The organism is Aeromonas sp. ASNIH7, from assembly GCF_002903485.1.
Lineage (GTDB): Bacteria > Pseudomonadota > Gammaproteobacteria > Enterobacterales > Aeromonadaceae > Aeromonas > Aeromonas caviae.
Map to the genome: position 1 here is coordinate 2,260,473 of NZ_CP026226.1, position 19,528 is coordinate 2,280,000.

18 protein-coding genes and 3 pseudogenes (1 of these 21 running past the window's edge) are annotated in these 19,528 nt (G+C 62.2%); 7 read left to right on the plus strand and 14 right to left on the minus strand.

What is annotated here, in order from left to right:
• Positions 1–3: 3 nt before the first annotated feature.
• Together glyS and glyQ are read right to left on the minus strand one after the other, a co-directional pair.
• The gene (gene glyS, locus C2U47_RS10635) at positions 4–2,094 is read right to left on the minus strand and encodes a glycine--tRNA ligase subunit beta (protein WP_049636375.1); all 2,091 of its coding nucleotides are present in this window, start codon (positions 2,092–2,094) and stop codon (positions 4–6) included.
• A gap of 9 nt (positions 2,095–2,103) precedes the next feature.
• Positions 2,104–3,027 carry a glycine--tRNA ligase subunit alpha gene (gene glyQ / locus C2U47_RS10640; RefSeq protein WP_041212022.1) on the minus strand — a complete coding sequence of 308 codons (924 nt, stop codon included), beginning with the start codon at positions 3,025–3,027 and terminating at the stop codon, positions 2,104–2,106.
• Positions 3,028–3,214: 187 nt separating this feature from the next.
• Between glyQ and C2U47_RS10645 the strand changes: the two genes are divergently transcribed.
• Positions 3,215–3,793, plus strand: a complete 579-nt coding sequence (locus tag C2U47_RS10645; protein ID WP_041214140.1) for a DNA-3-methyladenine glycosylase I — start codon at positions 3,215–3,217, stop codon at positions 3,791–3,793.
• A gap of 54 nt (positions 3,794–3,847) precedes the next feature.
• Here C2U47_RS10645 and C2U47_RS10650 read toward each other — a convergent pair whose 3' ends face one another.
• Positions 3,848–4,408 carry a cysteine hydrolase family protein gene (locus C2U47_RS10650; protein ID WP_080988601.1) on the minus strand — a complete coding sequence of 187 codons (561 nt, stop codon included), beginning with the start codon at positions 4,406–4,408 and terminating at the stop codon, positions 3,848–3,850.
• Positions 4,409–4,831: 423 nt separating this feature from the next.
• Between C2U47_RS10650 and C2U47_RS10660 the strand changes: the two genes are divergently transcribed.
• Complete coding sequence (locus tag C2U47_RS10660; protein WP_043156027.1) at positions 4,832–5,074, plus strand: hypothetical protein; 243 nt, start codon at positions 4,832–4,834, stop codon at positions 5,072–5,074.
• Positions 5,075–5,235: 161 nt separating this feature from the next.
• Positions 5,236–5,892: an OmpA family lipoprotein gene (locus tag C2U47_RS10665; RefSeq protein ID WP_010672405.1), complete on the plus strand. Its 657-nt coding sequence runs from the start codon at positions 5,236–5,238 to the stop codon at positions 5,890–5,892.
• Positions 5,893–6,036: 144 nt separating this feature from the next.
• Here the strand turns inward: C2U47_RS10665 and C2U47_RS10670 are convergent.
• The 5 genes and pseudogenes from C2U47_RS10670 to tusA form a co-directional block, all read right to left on the minus strand.
• Positions 6,037–6,126, minus strand: a pseudogene (locus C2U47_RS10670) (endoribonuclease L-PSP); the annotation flags it as partial.
• 28 nt (positions 6,127–6,154) lie between these two features.
• Complete coding sequence (locus C2U47_RS10675) at positions 6,155–6,262, minus strand: endoribonuclease L-PSP (protein ID WP_010672406.1); 108 nt, start codon at positions 6,260–6,262, stop codon at positions 6,155–6,157.
• 10 nt (positions 6,263–6,272) lie between these two features.
• Positions 6,273–6,362 (minus strand): annotated as a pseudogene (locus C2U47_RS10680) (endoribonuclease L-PSP); the annotation flags it as partial.
• Between the two features lie 28 nt (positions 6,363–6,390).
• The gene (locus C2U47_RS10685) at positions 6,391–6,738 is read right to left on the minus strand and encodes a RidA family protein (protein WP_049636378.1); all 348 of its coding nucleotides are present in this window, start codon (positions 6,736–6,738) and stop codon (positions 6,391–6,393) included.
• 18 nt (positions 6,739–6,756) lie between these two features.
• Positions 6,757–7,002, minus strand: a complete 246-nt coding sequence (gene tusA / locus C2U47_RS10690; RefSeq protein WP_041214136.1) for a sulfurtransferase TusA — start codon at positions 7,000–7,002, stop codon at positions 6,757–6,759.
• Between the two features lie 504 nt (positions 7,003–7,506).
• Here tusA and C2U47_RS10710 point away from each other — a divergent pair.
• A complete protein-coding gene (locus C2U47_RS10710) occupies positions 7,507–7,698 on the plus strand; it encodes a hypothetical protein (protein WP_010672410.1) in 192 nt (63 codons plus the stop codon).
• A gap of 44 nt (positions 7,699–7,742) precedes the next feature.
• On the opposite strand, the pseudogene C2U47_RS10715 reads toward C2U47_RS10710, so the two are convergent.
• From C2U47_RS10715 to C2U47_RS10740, 6 genes and pseudogenes are all read right to left on the minus strand, one after another.
• Positions 7,743–8,997 (minus strand): annotated as a pseudogene (locus tag C2U47_RS10715) (ABC transporter substrate-binding protein).
• A gap of 3 nt (positions 8,998–9,000) precedes the next feature.
• The gene (locus C2U47_RS10720) at positions 9,001–10,446 is read right to left on the minus strand and encodes an ATP-binding protein (protein WP_010672412.1); all 1,446 of its coding nucleotides are present in this window, start codon (positions 10,444–10,446) and stop codon (positions 9,001–9,003) included.
• Between the two features lie 113 nt (positions 10,447–10,559).
• A complete protein-coding gene (locus C2U47_RS10725) occupies positions 10,560–11,282 on the minus strand; it encodes a response regulator (protein WP_010672413.1) in 723 nt (240 codons plus the stop codon).
• 334 nt (positions 11,283–11,616) lie between these two features.
• Entirely contained in the window at positions 11,617–12,780 is a 1,164-nt protein-coding gene (gene fadA / locus C2U47_RS10730) for an acetyl-CoA C-acyltransferase FadA (protein ID WP_049636379.1), read from the minus strand.
• Positions 12,781–12,801: 21 nt separating this feature from the next.
• Positions 12,802–14,949 carry a fatty acid oxidation complex subunit alpha FadB gene (gene fadB / locus C2U47_RS10735; RefSeq protein WP_049636380.1) on the minus strand — a complete coding sequence of 716 codons (2,148 nt, stop codon included), beginning with the start codon at positions 14,947–14,949 and terminating at the stop codon, positions 12,802–12,804.
• A gap of 203 nt (positions 14,950–15,152) precedes the next feature.
• Entirely contained in the window at positions 15,153–17,090 is a 1,938-nt protein-coding gene (locus C2U47_RS10740; protein WP_049636381.1) for an acetoacetate--CoA ligase, read from the minus strand.
• Positions 17,091–17,286: 196 nt separating this feature from the next.
• Between C2U47_RS10740 and pepQ the strand changes: the two genes are divergently transcribed.
• The 3 genes in view from pepQ to C2U47_RS10755 are tightly spaced (at most 36 nt apart) and all read left to right on the plus strand, a layout consistent with a single transcriptional unit that may run on beyond the window.
• The gene (gene pepQ / locus C2U47_RS10745; protein ID WP_043156014.1) at positions 17,287–18,609 is read left to right on the plus strand and encodes a Xaa-Pro dipeptidase; all 1,323 of its coding nucleotides are present in this window, start codon (positions 17,287–17,289) and stop codon (positions 18,607–18,609) included.
• Positions 18,609–19,226 carry a YigZ family protein gene (locus tag C2U47_RS10750; protein ID WP_049636382.1) on the plus strand — a complete coding sequence of 206 codons (618 nt, stop codon included), beginning with the start codon at positions 18,609–18,611 and terminating at the stop codon, positions 19,224–19,226. Before pepQ ends, C2U47_RS10750 begins: the two co-directional genes overlap by 1 nt.
• 36 nt (positions 19,227–19,262) lie before the next feature.
• A protein-coding gene (locus C2U47_RS10755) for a TrkH family potassium uptake protein (protein WP_048209300.1) crosses the window boundary here: on the plus strand, positions 19,263–19,528 show its 5' end (the start). 1,192 nt of this gene lie beyond the right edge of the window; only the first 266 of its 1,458 coding nucleotides appear in the window; its start codon is at positions 19,263–19,265; the stop codon falls past the right edge of the window.

A 19,528-nucleotide genomic window follows, 5' to 3' on the forward strand; every position in this document is an offset into this window, starting at 1 on the left:
CAATCACTGCAGCAGGGAGATATCCGCGACTTGCAGGAACAGGTTGCGCAGGTTGTTCAGCAGTGCCAGACGGTTGGCCTTGAGGGCTTCGTCGTCGGCCATCACCATCACCTCGTTGAAGAAGGTGTCGACCGGCTCGCGCAGGGCGGCCAGACGGGTGAGGGCAGCCTGATAGTCACCGGCAGCGAACAGCGGGGCCAGTTCGGCTTGCAGTCCGGCAACCTGGGTGGCCAGTGCCTTCTCGGCGGCATCGACCAGCAGTTCCGGTTTGACGGTTGTGGGCAGTGGAACCTCGACCTTGGCCAGAATGTTGCTCACGCGCTTGTTGGCGGCAGCCAGTGCCAGTGCGGCATCCAGCGTGCGGAAGTGGCTGACGGCTTTGATTCGACGGTCTACATCTAACAGGTTGGTATAGATAACGATATGTGCGTCATCAACCCCTCTGCCAGCCAGAACAGCTTGAATTACATCAGGGCTGAACCCCTGTCCTTGGTACCAAGGGCGCAAGCGTTCAAGAATAAAGGTCTGAATTTGGTCTGCACACTGCTCAACTTTTCCGTCATAAAGTGATAGCGCTTTAGAGATCACTTCATGCAGGTCTAGTTTGAGCTCTTTCTCCACAATAATGCGGATAATGCCGAGAGCGGCGCGACGCAGGGCGAACGGGTCCTTGTCACCCTTGGGCAGCATGCCGATGCCGAAGATACCGGCCAGGGTGTCGAACTTGTCGGCCAGCGCGACGGCGCAGGCAACCAGACCGGACGGCAGGGCATCGCCGGCAAAGCGCGGCATGTACTGCTCGTTGAGGGCCACTGCAACCGCTTCGTCTTCGCCATCGTGACGGGCGTAGTGCATCCCCATGACACCCTGGGTGTCGGTGAACTCGCCGACCATGTTGGTCATCAGATCACACTTGGAGAGCAGACCGGCACGCTTGGCCTGAGCCACATCGGCGCCGATACGCTCGGCGATAAAGCCGGCGACGGTCTCGATGCGCTCGACCTTGGCCTTGACGGTGCCCAGCTGTTGCTGGAACAGCACGGTTTCAAGGCGCGGCAGGCGGGAGGCCAGGGTCTGCTTGAGGTCGGTCTTGAAGAAGAACTCGGCGTCAGAGAGACGGGGGCGAACCACCTTCTCGTTGCCGCTGATGATCTGGCTCGGGTCTTTGGACTCGATGTTGGTGACGAAGATGAACTTCGGCAGCAGCTTGCCGTTCTTGTCGTAGACCGGGAAGTACTTCTGGTCACCCTTCATGGTGTGAACCAGCGCTTCAGCCGGAACGGCCAGGAACTTCTCTTCGAAGTTGGCGGTCAGCACCACCGGCCACTCGACCAGTGCGGTGACTTCTTCCAGCAGGGCGTCATCCAGATCGGCTACGCCACCGAAGGCGGCAGCGGCCGCTTCGGCGTCAGCCTTGATCTTGGCCTTGCGCGCCATAAAGTCGGCAATCACCATGCCGCGCTCCTGCAGGATCTGCGGGTACTGGCTGGCGTTGTCGATGGTGAACTCGCTCTCGCCCATAAAGCGGTGGCCGCGGATGGTGCGGGCAGAGTCGATACCCAGAATGTGAGCGGGAACCAGATCCCCATCCAGCAGCAGGGTCACGGTGAAGACCGGACGCACGAACTGGATGGTCTTGTCGCCCCAGCGCATCATCTTCGGGATCGGCAGTTTGGCCAGTGCCTGGCTAACCAGTTCGCCCAGCAGATCGACGGCCGGACGGCCTTCGACCTTGGCGGTGTGAACCAGCCACTCGCCCTTGTCGGTGACCAGACGCTCGGCCTGCTCAACGGTGATGCCGTTGCCACGGGCCCAGCCTTCGGCAGCCTTGGTCGGCTTGCCTTCGGCATCGAACGCCTGGGAGACGGCCGGGCCGCGCTTCTCGACGCTCTTGCTCGGCTGTTCGCCAGCCAGCTCGCTTACCTTCAGCGCCAGACGGCGCGGTGAAGCAAACCACTCGACGTCGCCGAAGGCCAGATCGGCCTTGGTCAGTTCGGCTTTGAAGTTGTCGGCAAAGGCTTCGGCCAGGGAGCGCAGGGCTTTGGGCGGCAGCTCAGCAGTACCGATCTCTACCAGAAATGTATGTTGTGCCATGTCCGTTCCTTAACCTTGCTTGTTCTCTGTGCGCTGACACATGGGGAAACCCAGCGCTTCGCGGGAGGCGTAGTATGCCTCTGCCACGGCCTTGGTCAGGGTGCGAATGCGCAGGATGTAGCGCTGACGCTCGGTGACCGAGATGGCCTTGCGGGCATCCAGCAGGTTGAAGGAGTGAGCGGCCTTGAGGATGCGCTCGTAGGCAGGCAGCGGCAGCGGTTTTTCCAGTGCCAGCAGATTCTGGGCTTCCTTCTCGTACTGCTCGAAGCAGTGGAACAGGAACTCCACGTCGGCGTGTTCGAAGTTGTAGGTGGATTGCTCCACTTCGTTCTGGTGGAACACGTCGCCGTAGGTGGTCTTGCCCAGCGGGCCGTCAGACCAGACCAGGTCGTAGACGCTGTCCACACCCTGGATGTACATGGCCAGACGCTCGAGACCGTAGGTGATCTCGCCGGTGACCGGCTTGCACTCGAGGCCGCCAACCTGCTGGAAGTAGGTGAACTGGGTCACTTCCATGCCGTTCAGCCACACTTCCCAACCCAGGCCCCAGGCACCCAGCGTCGGGTTTTCCCAGTTGTCTTCCACGAAGCGGATGTCGTGGATCTCGGGATCCATGCCCAGCTCTTTCAGGGAGCCCAGATAGAGTTCCTGAATGTTGTCTGGGGAGGGCTTGATGATCACCTGGAACTGGTAGTAGTGCTGCAGGCGGTTCGGGTTCTCACCGTAGCGGCCGTCAGTCGGACGGCGGGACGGTTGTACGTAGGCGCAGGCGATGGGCTCCGGGCCCAGGGCGCGCAGGCAGGTCATGGGGTGGGAGGTACCGGCACCCACTTCCATATCCAGCGGCTGAATGATGGTACAGCCCTGGCGGGACCAATAGTCCTGCAACTGCAGGATCAGGCCCTGAAAGGTTTTGACATCGAATTTTTGCATAGTGTTTTTCGCGCGAAATGAAATCAGAGCAAGATTTGCTGAATGTGAACCGAGGGAGTATACCGTCTGGCATGGTCGGATAATAGGCGAAATTACAGGGGATTAGTGGGGCTATGTTGCCGCTTGCCCTATGATGTCACCGACGCAAGCGGCCTGCCGATGGCCGATGAAAAACAGGGGAGAGGAAATGGAACTGCGCTGCGCCTGGGTGACCAGAGACCCGGAATACATCGAATACCATGACAAGCAGTGGGGCAGGCCGGTGTATGACGCCCGCGAGTTGTTTGCCAAGCTCTGCCTCGATGGTCAACAGGCGGGGCTGTCGTGGATCACCATCCTCAAGCGCACCGAGAGCTACCATCGCGCCTATGCGGATTTTGATCCGGTGCGCATCGTGCAGTTCGACGAGCAGGATGTGGAACGGCTGATGCAGGATACCGGCATCATCCGCAACCGGCTCAAGGTGCAATCGATCATCAAAAATGCCCGCGCCTATCTGGCGCTGGAGGCGGAAGGCATCGACTTCGTCGATTATCTGTGGGGCTTCGTGGGCGGCGCCCCCATCGTCAACCAGCGTCAGGGCAACGGCGACATTCCGGCGACCTCACCAGAGTCGGATGCCATGTCCAAGGCCCTCAAGAAGCGCGGCTTCACCTTCGTCGGCAGCACCATCTGCTACGCCTTCATGCAGGCGGTGGGCATGGTGAACGATCATCTGGTGACCTGCCCTTGCCACGCCGAGTGCCAGCAAGCAGCGGCGACGTGAAGGGGAAATGCACGAAGAAGGGAGGCTCAAGCCTCCCTTCTTTTTTGCTCTGAATCAGCAGGGCTCAAGGGGGCGGCCGAGCACCTCGCACACCTCGTCGCTGCTCATCAGCCGCACGAAGGGGCCGGCCAGGGTGGCGTTGTGATGGGCGATGATCTGGGGGGCGGTCAGTTGCGGCGTGTCCATGCAGGTATGGGCATCGCTCACCAACACCACGGTGTAGCCGAGATCTGCCGCCGCCCGGCAGGTGGTGTCGATGCAGTACTGGGTCTTCATGCCGGTGATGATCAGGGTCTGCACGCCGTCCTCTTTCAGCCAGCCATCGAGGCCGGTGCCATGGAAAGCGCTGGGGCGCTGCTTGTCGAACACCCGATCGGCCTCGCCGACGACCAGCTCAGGCGCAAGCTGCCAGAACGGACTGCCAGCGGCGATGGGGCTGCCGGCTGAGCCCGTGTGGCGCACCGCCAGCACGGGGAGAGCGGCACTGCGGGCCGCTTGGCCCAAGCGATTGATGTTGGCCAGGGTCTCGGCCCCGGCATGGGGGGCTTCCGGGCCGTGAAGGAGGCCCACCTGGATGTCGATGATGAGCAGCGCGGGGCGGGAAAGGGACGACATGGTCATGGCTCCGTGAGAAATGTCACCCACTCTGGGGCCATGGGCTCTAATGAGACAACCCGCATCTGGGGGGCAACCACTCCAGACCCCGGGAGCATGTTCCGTTGCGCCGGGCCGGGAGCCTTTTCGCCCCTTGGTACAGCCGGGATACAGTCACACGGGTTCACCATCGGGAGCGCCATCACGAGGGAGTCCCGTGTCACTGAGCGCCGTTTGCCCTCTCTTCCCCGGCCTGATCGGCTGCACCCTGGGGATGACGTCGCTCGTCAGGGTAAACACGAGGGGAAGCCGGCCCTGTGCAAGAAGGTCCGAGGCTGCACAGACGACGCCCCCGAGGGCCGAGTTGGCGCTACCGGGATCTTGCCCCTCCCCTATCATTGAAAGACGCCGGACCGGTTCAGGTTGTCTGGCGAAGGAGCCATCATGAAGAAGTCCGTATTGGCGCTGCTTGCCGCCACCGCCTTGCTGGCCGCCCTGCCTGCACAGGCCACCAAGCAGGCCCAGGAGCGCCGTGACGCCCGCGATGTGCGTCAGGATACCCGTCAGGAGTCCCGTGACGCGAAACAGGCGTGTCGTGAGGGGGTGGTGGGCAATGCCGACTGCCGCCAGGAGCATCGTGACAACAAGCAGGAGGGGCGAGACAAGGCCCGGGATATCAAATATTGATGCGGGCCCGTCCGAAGATGGCCTGCACCGGGTAAGTCGCAAGGGGCAGGGGGCGTTTTGCCCCCTGCCCATCTTCGCAATGCGCGCGTCACACTCTGGCGCCTCTCTGGGTTAGAATGCGCGGCTATCGGCTAGAGTCGTTCTTTTTCAGAGGTTTTTTCATGCATTTCAAGAAACTGGTTCCTGCACTTGCCCTGACCGTCGCCATCACTGGCTGTACCACCAACCCCTATACCGGTGAATCCCAGACCTCCAAGGGCGCCTGGGGCGCGTTGGCGGGTGCGGCGACCGGCGCAGCCGTGGGGGCGCTCTCCTCCAGCAAGGGCGACCGCAAAAAGGGCATCCTGACTGGCGTCGCCGCCGGTGCGGCCCTGGGTGGTGGTATCGGTTACTACATGGATGTGCAGGAAGCCAAGCTGCGCGAGAAGCTGCAAGGCACCGGCGTCAGCGTGACCCGCAACGGTGATCAGCTGATCCTCAACATGCCGAACAACGTCACCTTCGACAGCTCCAGCGCCCAGCTGAAAGCCGCCGGTGCCAACACCCTGTCCGGCGTGGCCCTGGTGGTTGCCGAGTTCGACAAGACCCGTCTGAACGTGGTCGGTCACACCGACAGCACCGGCTCCCGCGAGCTGAACATGAAGCTCTCCCGGGATCGCGCCGATGCCGTTGCCGCCCAGCTGATCGGCCAGGGCGTGTCCGGCAGCCGCATCGCCATCAGTGGTGTGGGCCCGGATCAGCCGGTGGCCAGCAACAGCACCGCCGAAGGCAAGGCCCAGAACCGTCGGGTGACCATCACCCTGACCCCGACCGCCTAAGCGGTCCGGTTCGATGCCATGAAAAAGGCCCCGCCAGCGATGGCGGGGCCTTTTGTTATTCGGCGTTGTGGGCAGTGGCGCCTTGTTCTTTGCTCCCTTCTCCCCTTGCGGGAGAAGGGTCGGGGATGAGGGGATAACCGCCTCTTAGACAGCCGCAGTCAGCTGCACTTCCACCTTGTAGCCTTCGTGGGCGAGACGGGCCTGTACACAGGCGCGCACGGGGGCGGTGTCTGCATCAGGGGAGCCAGGCATCCAGCTTTGTTTAGACAGCCGCAGTCAGCTGCACTTCCACCTTGTAGCCTTCGTGGGCGAGACGGGCCTGCACGCAGGCACGAACGGGGGCGGTGTCTGCATCAGGGGAGCCAGGCATCCCGCTTTGTTTAGACCGCCGCAGTCAGCTGCACTTCTACCCTGTAGCCTTCGTGGGCCAGACGGGCCTGTACACAGGCGCGCACGGGGGCGGTGTCTGCATCAGGGGAGCCAGGCATCCCGCTTCGTTTAGACAGCGGCAGTGAGCTGTACTTCCACCCTGTAGCCTTCGTGGGCCAGACGGGCCTGTACGCAGGCGCGGACCGGGGCTGTGCCTGCCGGGATCCAGGCATCCCACAGCGCGTTGAAGGCGGCGATGTCTTCAATGTCCTTGAGATAGATGTTGGCCATCAGGATCCTGTCGACGCCGGAACCGTTGGCTTCCAGCAGACGCTGCAGGCTTTCCAGCACTTCACGGGTCTGCTGGTGGATGTCGGCGGTGTCGGTGGCGGGCACTTCCACCACGTAGAGGGTGCCGTTGTGGATGACCACATCAGACCAGCGCTGGGTGGTCCCGATACGGGTAATGGTTGTCATGTTTGCTCCGGTACGGGGTTATTGACCCTTGCGGATCAGATAGCGATAGGGGGCCTGCTCTGTCTCGCTGGCGACCAGGGTGTGGTCCATGAAGCGGCAGAAGCTGGGAATGTCGCGGGTGGTGGAGGGGTCGTCGGCGCTGACCAGCAGGGTCTCCCCATCCGCCATCAGCCGCACTTTCTTGCGAACCATCATCACGGGTTCGGGGCAACGAAGCCCGATTGCGTCCAGCTCGTGGGTCGCATTGCAAAATTCAGTACTCATGAATAATCAACCTTCAGCCGCACCATCTTGCGCGCCATCGTCATCACGGGTTCGGGGCAACGAAGCCCGATTGCGTCCAGCTCGTGGGTCGCATTGCAGAATTCAGTACTCATGAATAATCAACCTTCAGCCGCACCTTCTTGCGCGCTATCGTCACGGGTTCGGGGCAACGAAGCCCGATTGCGTCCAACTCGTGTGTTGCGTCGCAGAATAAAGCACTCATCAATAATCAACCTTCAGCCGCACCTTCTTGCGCGCCATCGTCACGGGTTCGGGGCAACGAAGCCCGATTGCGTCCAACTCGTGCGTTGCGTCGCAGAATAAAGCACTCATCAATAATCAACCTTCAACCAATTCGGCCAGCAATGATACTCACGGCGAAAAAATAATCAAACCACGGGGCGGTTATGCAGCATATGCTACCAAAATGTGAACCGGCTCTACCCAGGCTTCGCTCGATGAGTAATATAAAAATTGAACCATATTCAACAAGGAGGTGTGAATATGCAGGTCTCCTACGGCAGATTGCAAGCCTACGCAGGCATGGGGTTCTTGTCGTTCGCCATGATAGTGCTGGGCAGCCCGATCGGTAATACCGGTACCTGGTTCGGCTCCATGGTGATGATAGGGCTGGGGCTCTGGATCGAGCTCAGTGACTACTACGACGAGGATGAGGACGAGAACGATCCCTCCTGAGAGCCTGGCTCTCGGCACTCAAAGGCGGACGATGTCCGCCTTTGTCATTTCTGCTCCGCGCCTGAACGGGTCGAGCGCATGGCGCGCTCCAGCTGCTGTGCCGTCTGCTCGGGGTTGGCCCTGGCGTCGTTGAAGAAGCTGCTCAGCACATCCATGATCCCCTGGCGCATGTTGGTGGGCACCGCCATCCCCTCCGCCATGCTGGGCAGCAGGTTATCCTGTTGCTCGGCGTGGAGGAAGTCCTGATAGGAGCGGATGGCGCAGCGATCGAACTTGCTCATGTCCGGCTTGATGAGTGCCGGGATGGAGCCCTTCACCCGGTTGAACTCCTCCTGAAAGCGCGGTGTCATCAACAGCCTGGCCAGCTCGCCCTGGGCCTGCAACTGGGCGGGATCCCGCTGCTTGAACATGGCGATAGAGTCGAGGTTGTAGCTGAACAGCCCCTGGCTGCCCGGGCTTGGCAGGCACTCGATATCCTCGCCGGGGCGGTAGTTGCCAGCGCTCAACTCTCCCTTCACCCAGTCCCCCATCACCTGCATGGCGGCGCCGCCGCTCTCCAGCAGGTTGGTGGCCTGGTGCCATTTCAGGCCGGCGTATTTCTCGGGCACATAGGCGCGCAATTGCTGAAAGCGAGTCAGCACCCGCACCATGTCGGGGCCGGTCAGGGTGGCGCTGTCCTGTTCGAGGAAGGCCTTGCGATAGAAGGTCTTGCCCCCTTCGCCGAGGGCCACCGTTTCGAACAGCACCGCGATCTGCCAGGGTTCGTTACCGATGGCGAGGGGGGTGATGCCCTGCTCCTTGAGCTTGTCCGCCACCGCCACGAACTGAGCCCAGTCGGTGGGGGCTTGAGCCCCTGTCGCTCGAATACCTTGCGGTTGAGCCACAGCCAGTTGACCCGGTGGATGCCGGTGGGGACCGCCATCAGGGCGCCGTTCTGGCTGAGTGTGTCGCGCACCATGGGGGGCAGCTGAGGGTACCAGCCGAGGTGCTCGGCCATGGGGGTGAGATCGCGCAGAAAGCCCAGGCTGCCCCACTCGTGCAGCTCGAACCCCTTGAGGTGGGCCGCCTCCGGCGGGTTTGCCGCCAGGGCCCGGCTCTTGAGCACCGTCATGGCGCTCTTGCCGCCCCCCCCTGTACTGCGAAGTCGTTCCACTGGTTGCCCTGTTCGGCCCACTCGGACTTGAGCACTTCCACGGCCCTGGCCTCGCCGCCGGAGGTCCACCAGTGCAATACCTCCACCTGGGAGGCGCAGACGGGCAGGGAGAGCAGGGCGATGACAGAAAAAGACAACCACTTCATACATTACTGCCTTGGTAGGGAGAGGGTGGCCTGCAGGCCGCCCTGGGGGCGATTTTCCAGCACCAGGTCGCCGCCGTGGGCGTGGGCTATGTTGCGGGCGATGCCAAGGCCCAGCCCGGTGCCGGCGGCATCGGTGCTGAGGCGGTAGTAGGGCTCGAAGATGCGCTCGAACTGATCGTCCGGCAGACCGGGCCCCTCGTCCATGATGAAGAGGATCAGCATCTCCTCGTCATCCATGATGATGATGCGCACCTTCTGGCCGTACTTGATGCCGTTGTCCACCAGGTTGCCGATGCAGCGCTTGAGGGCCAGCAGCTTGCCGCGATAGGGCCACTTGCAGTGGCCCTCGATGGTGAGCAGATCCTCGTGCAGGTTCATGGCCTCCGCCATCTGCTCCAGCAGGGCGTTGACGTCGATCTGCTCGAGGTTCTCGTGAATGTCCGTCTCTTTGACCGTCTGCAGCGCCCCTTTGACCATCAGCTCCAGCTCGTCCAGGTCCTTGTTGAACTTGGCGATCTGCACCTCGTCGTCCAGCAGTTCGACCCGCAGTCGCAGCCGGGTGATGGGGGTCTTGAGGTCGTGGGAGATGGAGCTGAAGAGGCGCTCCCGATCGTCGATGAAGCGGCGAATGCGCTGCTGCATGATGTTGAAGGCGCGGGTCGCCGCCACGATTTCGGAGGCACCCTCCTCCTTGAGGGACGGCTGGTCGATGTCCTTGCCGAGGTTGACCGCTGCCTTGGCGAGGCGACGCAGGGGGCGGGTCTGCCAGCGCACCAGCATGAAGGTGAAGAAGCAGAGGAAGACCGTCATCAGGGCGATGAAACGCACCTGGTTGCTTGGCATCACGGTGTCATCCAGCGTCATGTAGGGGGCGGGCAGCAGGGCCGCCAGATAGAGCCACTCCCCCGGTTCTATCTCGATCTGGGTCACCAGCACCGGCGGATTGATGGGCTCCAGGGACAGGGTGTAGCGGGCCCAGGAGGAGGGAAGATCCGCCAGCAGGGTGTCGTTGTTGAAGACGTGCAGCTCCTCGGGGCGGGAGAAGTCCACCTTGATCGCCATGGCGTCGGAGAGCTTGCGGCTGAGCACCTCCTGCACCTCTTTGAGCACCAGCGTCTTGCGCTCGCTGTCGGGGATGGCGCTGATGTGGATCTCTTCCTCGTTCAAGGAGACGAAGAAGCGGCTGCCCCCCATGTTGCGCAGCTGATCCAGGGCAATGTGGCGGTATTGCAGGGGCAGGGACTTGAAGAAGTTGACGGTGGAAGCCGCCGACAGCGCCAGGTTGCGGGTGGTGCTGAGCATGCCCTCCAGCTCCCGCTTCTGGATCTGCTGCATCCAGATGCCGGTGAGGATGGTCTGGGAGAGCAGGATGGCGAGCAGCAACAGCAGCAGCATCCGCGACAGCAGGGAGCGGGGCACCAGGGCCCGCCAGAACTTCTGCCCCGTCATGGCAGCGTGTGTCTCTTGTCGATCAGCATGGGGTGCTTACCTCTGTGCCTTGCCGTTGCCCCGTGATGGGTCTCTCTTCTGCCCGTTCAAGGCCTCGCCGCAGCGTCTGTCTGTTACGGGATCTCGTGGACTTCGGCGATCAGCATGTAGCCGCTGCCGCGAATGGTCTTGATGATGCGCGGGCTCTTGCCGTTGTCACCCAGCTTCTGGCGCAGGCGGCTGATCTGCACATCGATGCCGCGCTCCATGGGCAGGCTCTCGCGACCGCGGGTGGCGTCCGAGATGGTATCCCGGTCCAGCACCACGCCGGGCTGCTGCAGGAACATGCCGAGCAGCAGGGCATCACTGCCGGAGAGATCCAGCAGGCTGCCATCTTCGTGGGTCAGCTGGTGGCTCAGGGTGTCCAGGGTCCACTCGGCGAAGCGCAGCCGACGGCTCGGTTCCTTCTCTTTCTCCGGCTGGCGGAATTCGGCGCGGCGCAGCAGCGCCTTGATGCGGGCCTGCAGTTCGCGCGGGCTGAACGGCTTGGCGATGTAGTCGTCGGCGCCAAGTTCCAGACCGATCACCCGGTCAGCCTCGTCGGAGGCGGCGGTGAGCATGATGATGGGTACCTGGGAGTCGCGGCGGATCTGCTGGCAGAGGGTAAAGCCGTCGTCGCCGGGCATCATGATGTCCAGAATGATGAGGTCCGGGCTGTGCTGGGCCAGTTGTTGGCGCATCTCGTTCCCTTCAGCCGCGGTCAGTACCTCGAAACCGGCCCGGGTCAGGTACTCGTTGAGCAGCTCGCGGATCTCCCGATCGTCGTCGACGATAAGCAGTTGTTTGCTCGTTGACATATGTATGTGCATCCACCCATTTTTTTGTGCAGATTGAACCTGTCGGGGGAGTAAAAAGCAAGCAAGCCCCCCCTCTAATGTGAAGTTATGGGCAATATAGCCTCAGGATTGGCCCCGATCGCGGGAAAAGAATAAAAAAGGCCGACCCAAACGGGCCGGCCAACACGCAGATTCCGACGGCAGGAGCGCACCCCGTGTGGCGCGTTCCACAGACTCGACAGCCGACCCGGTATTCGTGATGGGGCCGCTGTGCCGGGAAGCAGGGCCGCCTTCTGTCTGTTGTTGCCGCCCCGAGGCGGCGTCCCTGACCGGTGAGCAGTCAGGGGCGATTCACTTACACCCGTTCGAACACGGTGGCGATGCCCTGACCCAGGCCGATGCACATGGTGGCGACTCCTAGGGTGGCGTCCTTCTCTTCCATCAGGTTGATCAGGGTGGTGGAGATGCGGGCACCGGAGCAGCCGAGCGGGTGACCCAGGGCGATGGCGCCACCGTTGAGGTTCACCTTCTCGTCCACCAGGTCTTGCAGACCCAGATCCTTCACGCAGGGGAGGGACTGGGCGGCAAACGCCTCGTTCAGCTCGAACAGGTCGATGTCGCCGACGGTCAGACCGGCCCGCTTGAGCGCTTTCTGGGTGGCCGGCACCGGGCCGTAACCCATGATGGCGGCGTCACAGCCGGCGATGGCCATGGCGCGCACCCTGGCGCGGGGCGTGAGGCCGAGGGCCTTGGCGCGATCCGCACTCATCACCAGCATGGCGGCGGCGCCATCGGACAGGGCCGAGGAGGTGCCGGCGGTGACGGTACCGTTGACCGGGTCGAACACCGGGCGCAGCTGGCTCAGCGTATCGACCGTGGTCTCGGGGCGGATCACCTCGTCATAGTCGTAGAAGAAGCGGGCGCCGCTGGCGTCGTGCCCTTCCAGCCCGACGATCTCCTTGGCAAAACGCCCTTCCACGGTGGCGGCGTGGGCACGGCGGTGGGAGCGGGCGGCAAACTCGTCCTGCTGCGATCGGCTGATGCCGTGCAGCTTGCCGAGCATCTCGGCGGTCAGCCCCATCATGCCGGAGGCTTTCGCCACCGACTTGGCCATGCCGGGGTGGAAGTCCACCCCGTGGCTCATGGGCACGTGGCCCATGTGCTCGACGCCGCCGATGATGAAGATATCCCCATCACCTACCTGAATGGCGCGAGAGGCATCGTGCAGCGCCTGCATGGAGGAGCCGCACAGGCGGTTGACGGTGACCGCCCCCACCTGCTTGGGAATGCCGGCCAGCAAGGCGGCGTTGCGGGCAATGTTGAAGCCCTGTTCCAGGGTCTGCTGCACGCAGCCCCAGTAGATATCCTCGATCTCGTTCGGGTCGAGGTTGGGGTTGCGCAGCAGGATGGATTTCATCAGGTGCGCGGACAAGTCTTCTGCACGCACGTTGCGGAAGGCGCCGCCCTTGGACCGGCCCATGGGGGTCCGGATACAGTCGACAATGACTACGTCTTTCATGAATGGATCTCCTTTCCGCAATCAGTAGAAGGTGTTGCCCTGGGCGGCCATCTCACGCAAGCGGTCGCTGACGCGGTAGAGCGGGCCCAAGTCGGCATACTGGTCGGCCATGGCCACGTAGCGATCCAGACCGATAGTGTCCAGATAGCGGAACACGCCGCCGCGGAAGGGAGGGAAGCCCAGGCCGTAGACCAGCGCGATGTCGGCTTCGGCTGGTGTGGCGACAATGCCCTCTTCCAGGCAGAGCACCACCTCGTTGATCATCGGGATCATCATGCGGGCGATGATGGCTTCCTTGTCAAAGTCCTGCTTCGGCTTGGCGATGGGGGCCAGCAGCTCGTAGCTGGCGGCGTCGGCCACCTTCTTCGGCTTGCCCTTCTTGTCCTGCTCGTAGGCGTAGAAACCCTTGCCGTTCTTCTGGCCGAAGCGGCTGGCGTCATACATTACGTCGATGGCGGTGCGGCCTTCCTTGCTCATGCGTGCCGGGAAACCCTGCGCCATCACGTCACCGGCGTGGTGGCCGGTGTCGATGCCGACCACGTCCAGCAGGTAGGCGGGGCCCATGGGCCAGCCAAACTCCTTCTCCATCACCTTGTCGACGGCGGCGAAGTCGGCGCCATCGGCGACCAGCTTGTTGAAGCCGAAGAAGTAGGGGAACAGCACGCGGTTCACGAAGAAGCCGGGGCAGTCGTTGACCACGACCGGGGACTTGCCCATGGCGGCGGCGTAGGCCACCACGCGGTTGATGGTTTCATCGGAAGTTTGCTCGCCGCGGATGATCTCCACCAGCGGCATGCGGTGCACCGGGTTGAAGAAGTGCATGCCGCAGAAATTCTCGGGGCGCTTCAGTCCCTTGGCCAGCAGGGAGATGGGGATGGTGGAGGTGTTGCTGGCGAGCACGGCGTCTTCGCCGATGATCCCTTCCACTTCGCCCAGCACGGCGGCCTTCACTTTCGGGTTCTCGACCACAGCTTCGACCACCACGTCCACATGCTTGACGTTGTCATAGCTGAGGGTCGGCGTGATGGCGGAGAGCACCTGGCCCATCTTGATGCCGTCGATGCGGCCGCGCTCGAGCTGGCCGTTGAGCAGCTTGGTGGCCTCATTCATGCCAAGTGCCAGCGCCTTCTCGTTGATGTCCTTCATCACCGCCGGGATGCCCTTGCTGGCAGACTGGTAGGCGATGCCGCCCCCCATGATGCCGGCACCCAGCACGGCGGCATGGCCGGTGGCCTTGTTTGCCTGCTTGGCGGCCTTCTTGGCCAGCGCCTTGATGTGCTGATCGTTGAGGAAGATACCGACCAGCGCCTTGGCCACGTCGGTTTTCGCCAGTTTGATGAAGGTGGCGGCCTCGGCGGCCAGCGCCTCGTCACGGCCCATGCCGGCGGCGGCTTCCACCGTCTTCACGGCGGCCATGGGGGCCGGATAGTGTTTGCCCGCCACGGCGGCAACCATGCCGGCGGCGGTGGTGAAGCTCATCATGGCTTCCAGTTTGGAGAGGCGCAGCGGGGCCTTCTTGGCGGCGCGGCGGCCCTGCCAGTCCAGCTTGCCGTTGACCGCGTCCTTGATCATCTGCACGGCGGCGCAGTGCAGCGCGTCCGGGGCGACCACGGCGTCGATGGCGCCCACCTTGAGGGCGTCATCGGCACGGTAATCCTTGCCGGTGGTGATCCACTCCAGCGCGTTGTCGGCACCGATCACCCGCGGCAGACGGACAGTGCCGCCAAAGCCCGGCATGATGCCGAGCTTGGTCTCGGGTAAGCCGATTTTGGCGCTGGTGTCGGCCAGACGGAAGTCAGTGGAGAGGATGGTCTCGCAGCCGCCGCCCAGAGCATGGCCCTTGATGGCGGAGAGGGTGGGCACGGGCAGATCTTCGATGGCGCTGAAGATGTCGTTGGCCTTCTTCAGCCAGCCGAGCAGATCTTCCTGCGGCAGATCGAACAGTTCCAGGAATTCGGTGATGTCGGCGCCGACGATGAAAGCGTCTTTGCCGGAGGTGAGGATCAGACCCTTCAAATCGGCTTGTTGCTGTAATGCGGCGATCGCTTCGCTCAGGGAGAGCAGGGTAGCGCGATCCAGCTTGTTGACTGAACCCGGGGCATCAAACCTCAGTTCGGCAATGCCGTCTTCGAGGTAGCTGACCGTCAGGGTTTCGCCTTGGTAGATCATGAGAGTGTCTCCTTGTTCCCACTCTGTGGGGAATGGTGCTCCTTTATCCCCAGCAGGGGGCGAGGCTCACTATTGATCCAAAAGGAGACATTTTCAACACCTATTTAAAACATTTGTTTAACAGTTGTCGAGTAAAAGCTCTTCATCACAAAACGGGCAAAAAGAGGCGCCTTGCGGCGCCTCCGATGGAGATGAGCGTGGTATCAACTGGCCAGTTCCGGCCGATTGCGATACTGGTTCAAGACCTCGGGATCGGCGAGGGCGTGGGTATTGTTGACGGGGCGGTTGTGCACCACTTCCCGCACCGCCAGCTCTACTATCTTGCCGGACTTGGTGCGGGGGATGGCATCCACCTGCAGGATGCGGGCAGGCACATGACGGGCGGTGCAGTGCTGCTTTATTTGCTGGCGGATCCGCTCGCGTAGCGGCTCATCCAGCTTGCAGCCCGCCTTGAGCTTGACGAACAGCACCACTCGCTCGTCCTGTTTCCATTGCTGGCCGATGACGATGCTCTCCTCCACCTCGTCCAGCTGCTCTACATAGCGGTAGATCTCGCTGGTGCCGATGCGCACGCCGCCCGGGTTGAGGGTCGCGTCGGAGCGGCCGTAGAACAGAATGCCGCCGGTCGGGGTCAGCTCGATCCAGTCCCCGTGGCACCAGATGTTGTCGAACCGCTCGAAGTAGGCGGCGTGGTATTTGTCGCCGTTCTCGTCACCCCAGAAGTAGATGGGCTGGGCCGGGAAAGGCTTGGTGCAGACCAGTTCGCCCTTTTCCCCCAGCACCGGCTGGCCCGCCTCGTTGAATACCTGCACCGCGAGACCAAGGCCGCGCCCCTGGCTCTCGCCGCGATAGACGGGGCTCAAGGGGTTGCCGATGACGAAGCAGGAGCAGATGTCGGTGCCGCCAGAGATGGAGCTGAGCTGCACATCCTGCTTTATCTGCTGGTAAACGTAGTCAAACCCCTCCGGCGACAGCACGGATCCGGTGCTGCAGATCAGCCGCAAGGCAGGCAGGTCGTGGGTCTTGATGGGGGCATAACCCTGCTTGTGCAGCGCATCGAGATACTTGGCCGAGGTGCCGAACAGGGCGACCTCTTCGTCCCGTGCGAGATCCCATAACACGTTGCCATCCGGGTAGAAGGGGGAACCATCGTAGAGCACCAGAGTGGCGCCGGAGGCGAGGGCGCTCACCAGCCAGTTCCACATCATCCAGCCACAGGTGGTGAAGTAGAAGATGCGCTCCCCCGGCTTGATGTCGCAGTGCAACTGGTGCTCTTTCAGGTGTTGCAGCAGGGTGCCGCCAATGCCGTGCACGATGCACTTGGGTTTGCCGGTGGTACCGGAGGAGTAGAGGATATAGAGCGGGTCGTTGAAGGCCATGGGCTCGAAGGCGAGCTGGGCATCATGCTGGCTTGCCAGCAGTTGCTGCCAGTCGTGACCAAGCTGCAGCGGGTTGCCGAGCAGAGGGATCAGCACCGTCTGCTCTATGCTGTCGAGCTGACCGACGACGCTGGCCACCTTGTCCTGAATGTCGATGGCCTTGCCGCCGTAGCGGTAGCCATCCACCGCGAACAGCACCCTGGGACGGGTCTGGCCGAAGCGCTCCACCACGCTGGCCTCGCCAAAATCGGGGCTGGTGGAGGTCCAGATCGCGCCGAGGCTGGTGGTTGCCAGCATGGCCACCACGGTTTCCGGGATATTGGGCAGGTAGGCTGCGACCACATCACCCCGGCCTATGCCCTGGCTGCGAAGCCACTGGGCCAGGCGGGCGACCTGATCTGCCAGCTGATGCCAGCTCAGGGTCCGGCTTGGGGCCCCTTCAATGCGGGAGATAATGGCCGGGCTCTCATCCTGACGGCGCAGCAGGTTCTCGGCGAAGTTGAGCTGGCTGTCGGGGAACCAGCGGGCGCGCTGCATCTCCTGGCGGTTCTCCGCCACAATGTTGCCAAGTTCGCCCTTGACGCCGCAGTGCTGCCACACCAGGGGCCAGAAGCGGGTGGTCTTCTCCACCGACCATTGATACAGGTCGGCATAGCTGCGCAGTTGCAGACCATGGAAGTGATTGACCTCGGCCATGAACTGGTGGAGGTTGGAGTGCTGCATCCTGTCCTGATCCGGTGTCCACAGACAAAGGTTTTGCATGAGTCGTTCCTGACGGCTGATATCTACTGTCTGTGGGCAGTGTATTGAATTGTTCTTTGTTTGTTAATTGTCTGTTTTATCCTCATAACAAAAAGCCTGTAACCTATGCGTTACCTCACGAAGCGAAAGCCGGGTGGCTCGAGCCTTGATTCGCTTGATGTTATGCTGAAGTCACATTCGCCCGGAGCAGGACGCCATGAGCAGTTACAGCCAACTTTTTGCCCAGCATCTCGACACCCTTCAGCAGCGTACCCGCGACATCCTGCAACAACAGGGTCTTGGCGGTCTCGCTATCCACTCCGGCCAGACTCATCGTATCTTCCTCGATGACCAGGATTATCCCTTCAAGGTGAATCCCCAGTTCAAGGCCTGGCTGCCGGTGCTGGACAACCCTCACTGCTGGTTGCTGGTGGATGGCGTGAGCAAGCCGGTGCTGCTGTTCTACCGGCCGGTGGACTTCTGGCACAAGGTGGCGGAGTTGCCCAACGCCTTCTGGGTCGACTTCTTCGACATTCGCTTCCTGACTCGCCCGGAGCAGGTTGCCGATCACCTGCCGGCCAACAAGCAGGAGTGGGCCTATCTGGGCGGCCATCTGGAAGTGGCCGAGCTGCTGGGACTGGGTCAGCCCAATCCGGAGGCGGTCCTCAACTACCTGCACTACCACCGTGCCTACAAGACGCCCTATGAGCTGGAATGTCTTCGCGATGCCAACCGCATCGGCGTGCGCGGCCACATCGCGGCCAAGGACTCCTTCATGGCGGGGGCGAGCGAGTTCGAGATCAACCTGGCCTACATGAAGGCGGTCGGACAGGGGGCCAATGAGGCGCCCTACGGCAACATTGTTGCCATCAACCGCAATGCGGCCATCCTGCACTACACCCATCTCTCCACCCAGCGGGTGCCGGATGCGGAGCGTTACTCCTTCCTCATCGATGCCGGTGTGGACGTGCACGGTTATGCCTCCGACATTACCCGGACCTGGGCCTGGCGCCGCGGTGAGTTCGCCGATCTGATCGCAGCGCTGGATGCACAGCAACAGGAGATCGTCGACGAGATCAAGCCGGGCCGCCGCTACAGCGAGCTGCACCTGCAGATGCACCACAGGCTGGCGCGCCTGCTGCAAGCCACCGAACTGGTAGACATGTCGGTGGACGAGATGATCCACACCGGGGTGACCAATGTCTTCTTCCCCCACGGTCTCGGCCACTTCCTCGGCCTGCAGGTACACGATGTCGGCGGCTTCATGCAGGATGAGCGCGGCACCCACCTGGCGGCCCCCGAGCAGTTCCCTTATCTGCGCTGCACCCGGGTGATGGAAGTGGGCCAGGTGTTCACCATAGAGCCGGGTCTCTACTTCATCGACAGCCTGCTGGAGCCGCTGCGCCAGGGTGAGCAGGGCAAACGGGTCAACTGGAACAAGGTGGAGGCGCTGCGTCCCTATGGTGGCATTCGCATCGAGGACAACGTGGTGCTGCATGCCAACGGGGTGGAGAACCTGACCAGACAAGCAGGGCTCTGATGGCGACGGATTACCCCATACCGGCAGCCCCGTTGGAGGTGAGCGAAGAGATCAAGAAGAGCCGCTTCATTACCTACATCGCCCACACTCCGACCGTCGAGGCTGCCAAGGCCTGGATCGACGAGATCAAACAGCAACACCCGGGAGCCCGGCATCACTGCTGGGCTTTTGTCGCCGGCGCCCCCCAAGACAGCCAGGTTTATGGTTTCAGTGATGATGGCGAACCCTCGGGCACAGCGGGAAAACCCATGCTGGCCCAGTTGATGGGGGCCGGTCTGGGTGAAGTCGCCGCCGTGGTGGTGCGCTATTACGGTGGAGTGCTGCTGGGGACCGGTGGCCTGGTTAAGGCCTATGGCGGTGGTGTGGGGGCAGCACTCAAGCAACTTGAAACCTGTATCAAGCGTCAGCTGACCTCTTCCGTGATCCAGTGTGACTACACCGACATGGGGGCCGTGGAGTCCCTCATCTCTGCCCATCAAGGGCAGTTGCTGGTGGCCGATTATGGTGCCAGCGTCACCCTTCAGGTAGCGTGGGAGTCTGCGTTCTGGGCCCGTATCGCACAGGAATTGACCGACCGGACCCAGGGTCGGGTATCCCTTCGTCCCTTAGATGGCTAGAATCCATCGCTCTTTTAGTTTGAAGAGGGAGCCGGAATGCAGATTCTGAGCATCATTCGTATCGTCGGTCTGCTGGTTGCCCTGTTCAGCTCGACCATGCTGCTGCCCGCGATGGTCGCTTTTGGGTATCGTGATGGCGGTGGTACTGAGTTCGTCAACTCCTTCGTCATAGCCCTCCTGCTCGGCCTCCTGCTCTGGTTCCCCAACCGCCACCAGAAAAAGGAACTCAGGTCCAAGGAAGGCTTCCTCATCGTGGTGCTGTTCTGGGTGGTGCTGGGGAGCGTGGGTGCCGTCCCCTTCAT

What these genes read in the sequence shown, in the direction of transcription:
- glyS (WP_049636375.1), bottom strand. Translation starts at nt 2,094, where the DNA reads ATGGCACAACATACATTTCTGGTAGAGATCGGTACTGCTGAGCTGCCG.
- pepQ (WP_043156014.1), top strand. Translation starts at nt 17,287, where the DNA reads ATGAGCAGTTACAGCCAACTTTTTGCCCAGCATCTCGACACCCTTCAG.
- glyQ (WP_041212022.1), bottom strand. Translation starts at nt 3,027, where the DNA reads ATGCAAAAATTCGATGTCAAAACCTTTCAGGGCCTGATCCTGCAGTTG.
- C2U47_RS10650 (WP_080988601.1), bottom strand. Translation starts at nt 4,408, where the DNA reads ATGTCGTCCCTTTCCCGCCCCGCGCTGCTCATCATCGACATCCAGGTG.
- C2U47_RS10675 (WP_010672406.1), bottom strand. Translation starts at nt 6,262, where the DNA reads ATGCCTGGCTCCCCTGATGCAGACACCGCCCCCGTTCGTGCCTGCGTG.
- C2U47_RS10725 (WP_010672413.1), bottom strand. Translation starts at nt 11,282, where the DNA reads ATGTCAACGAGCAAACAACTGCTTATCGTCGACGACGATCGGGAGATC.
- C2U47_RS10665 (WP_010672405.1), top strand. Translation starts at nt 5,236, where the DNA reads ATGCATTTCAAGAAACTGGTTCCTGCACTTGCCCTGACCGTCGCCATC.
- C2U47_RS10710 (WP_010672410.1), top strand. Translation starts at nt 7,507, where the DNA reads ATGCAGGTCTCCTACGGCAGATTGCAAGCCTACGCAGGCATGGGGTTC.
- fadB (WP_049636380.1), bottom strand. Translation starts at nt 14,949, where the DNA reads ATGATCTACCAAGGCGAAACCCTGACGGTCAGCTACCTCGAAGACGGC.
- C2U47_RS10740 (WP_049636381.1), bottom strand. Translation starts at nt 17,090, where the DNA reads ATGCAAAACCTTTGTCTGTGGACACCGGATCAGGACAGGATGCAGCAC.
- C2U47_RS10685 (WP_049636378.1), bottom strand. Translation starts at nt 6,738, where the DNA reads ATGACAACCATTACCCGTATCGGGACCACCCAGCGCTGGTCTGATGTG.
- C2U47_RS10720 (WP_010672412.1), bottom strand. Translation starts at nt 10,446, where the DNA reads ATGACGGGGCAGAAGTTCTGGCGGGCCCTGGTGCCCCGCTCCCTGCTG.
- fadA (WP_049636379.1), bottom strand. Translation starts at nt 12,780, where the DNA reads ATGAAAGACGTAGTCATTGTCGACTGTATCCGGACCCCCATGGGCCGG.
- C2U47_RS10645 (WP_041214140.1), top strand. Translation starts at nt 3,215, where the DNA reads ATGGAACTGCGCTGCGCCTGGGTGACCAGAGACCCGGAATACATCGAA.
- C2U47_RS10750 (WP_049636382.1), top strand. Translation starts at nt 18,609, where the DNA reads ATGGCGACGGATTACCCCATACCGGCAGCCCCGTTGGAGGTGAGCGAA.
- tusA (WP_041214136.1), bottom strand. Translation starts at nt 7,002, where the DNA reads ATGAGTACTGAATTTTGCAATGCGACCCACGAGCTGGACGCAATCGGG.
- C2U47_RS10660 (WP_043156027.1), top strand. Translation starts at nt 4,832, where the DNA reads ATGAAGAAGTCCGTATTGGCGCTGCTTGCCGCCACCGCCTTGCTGGCC.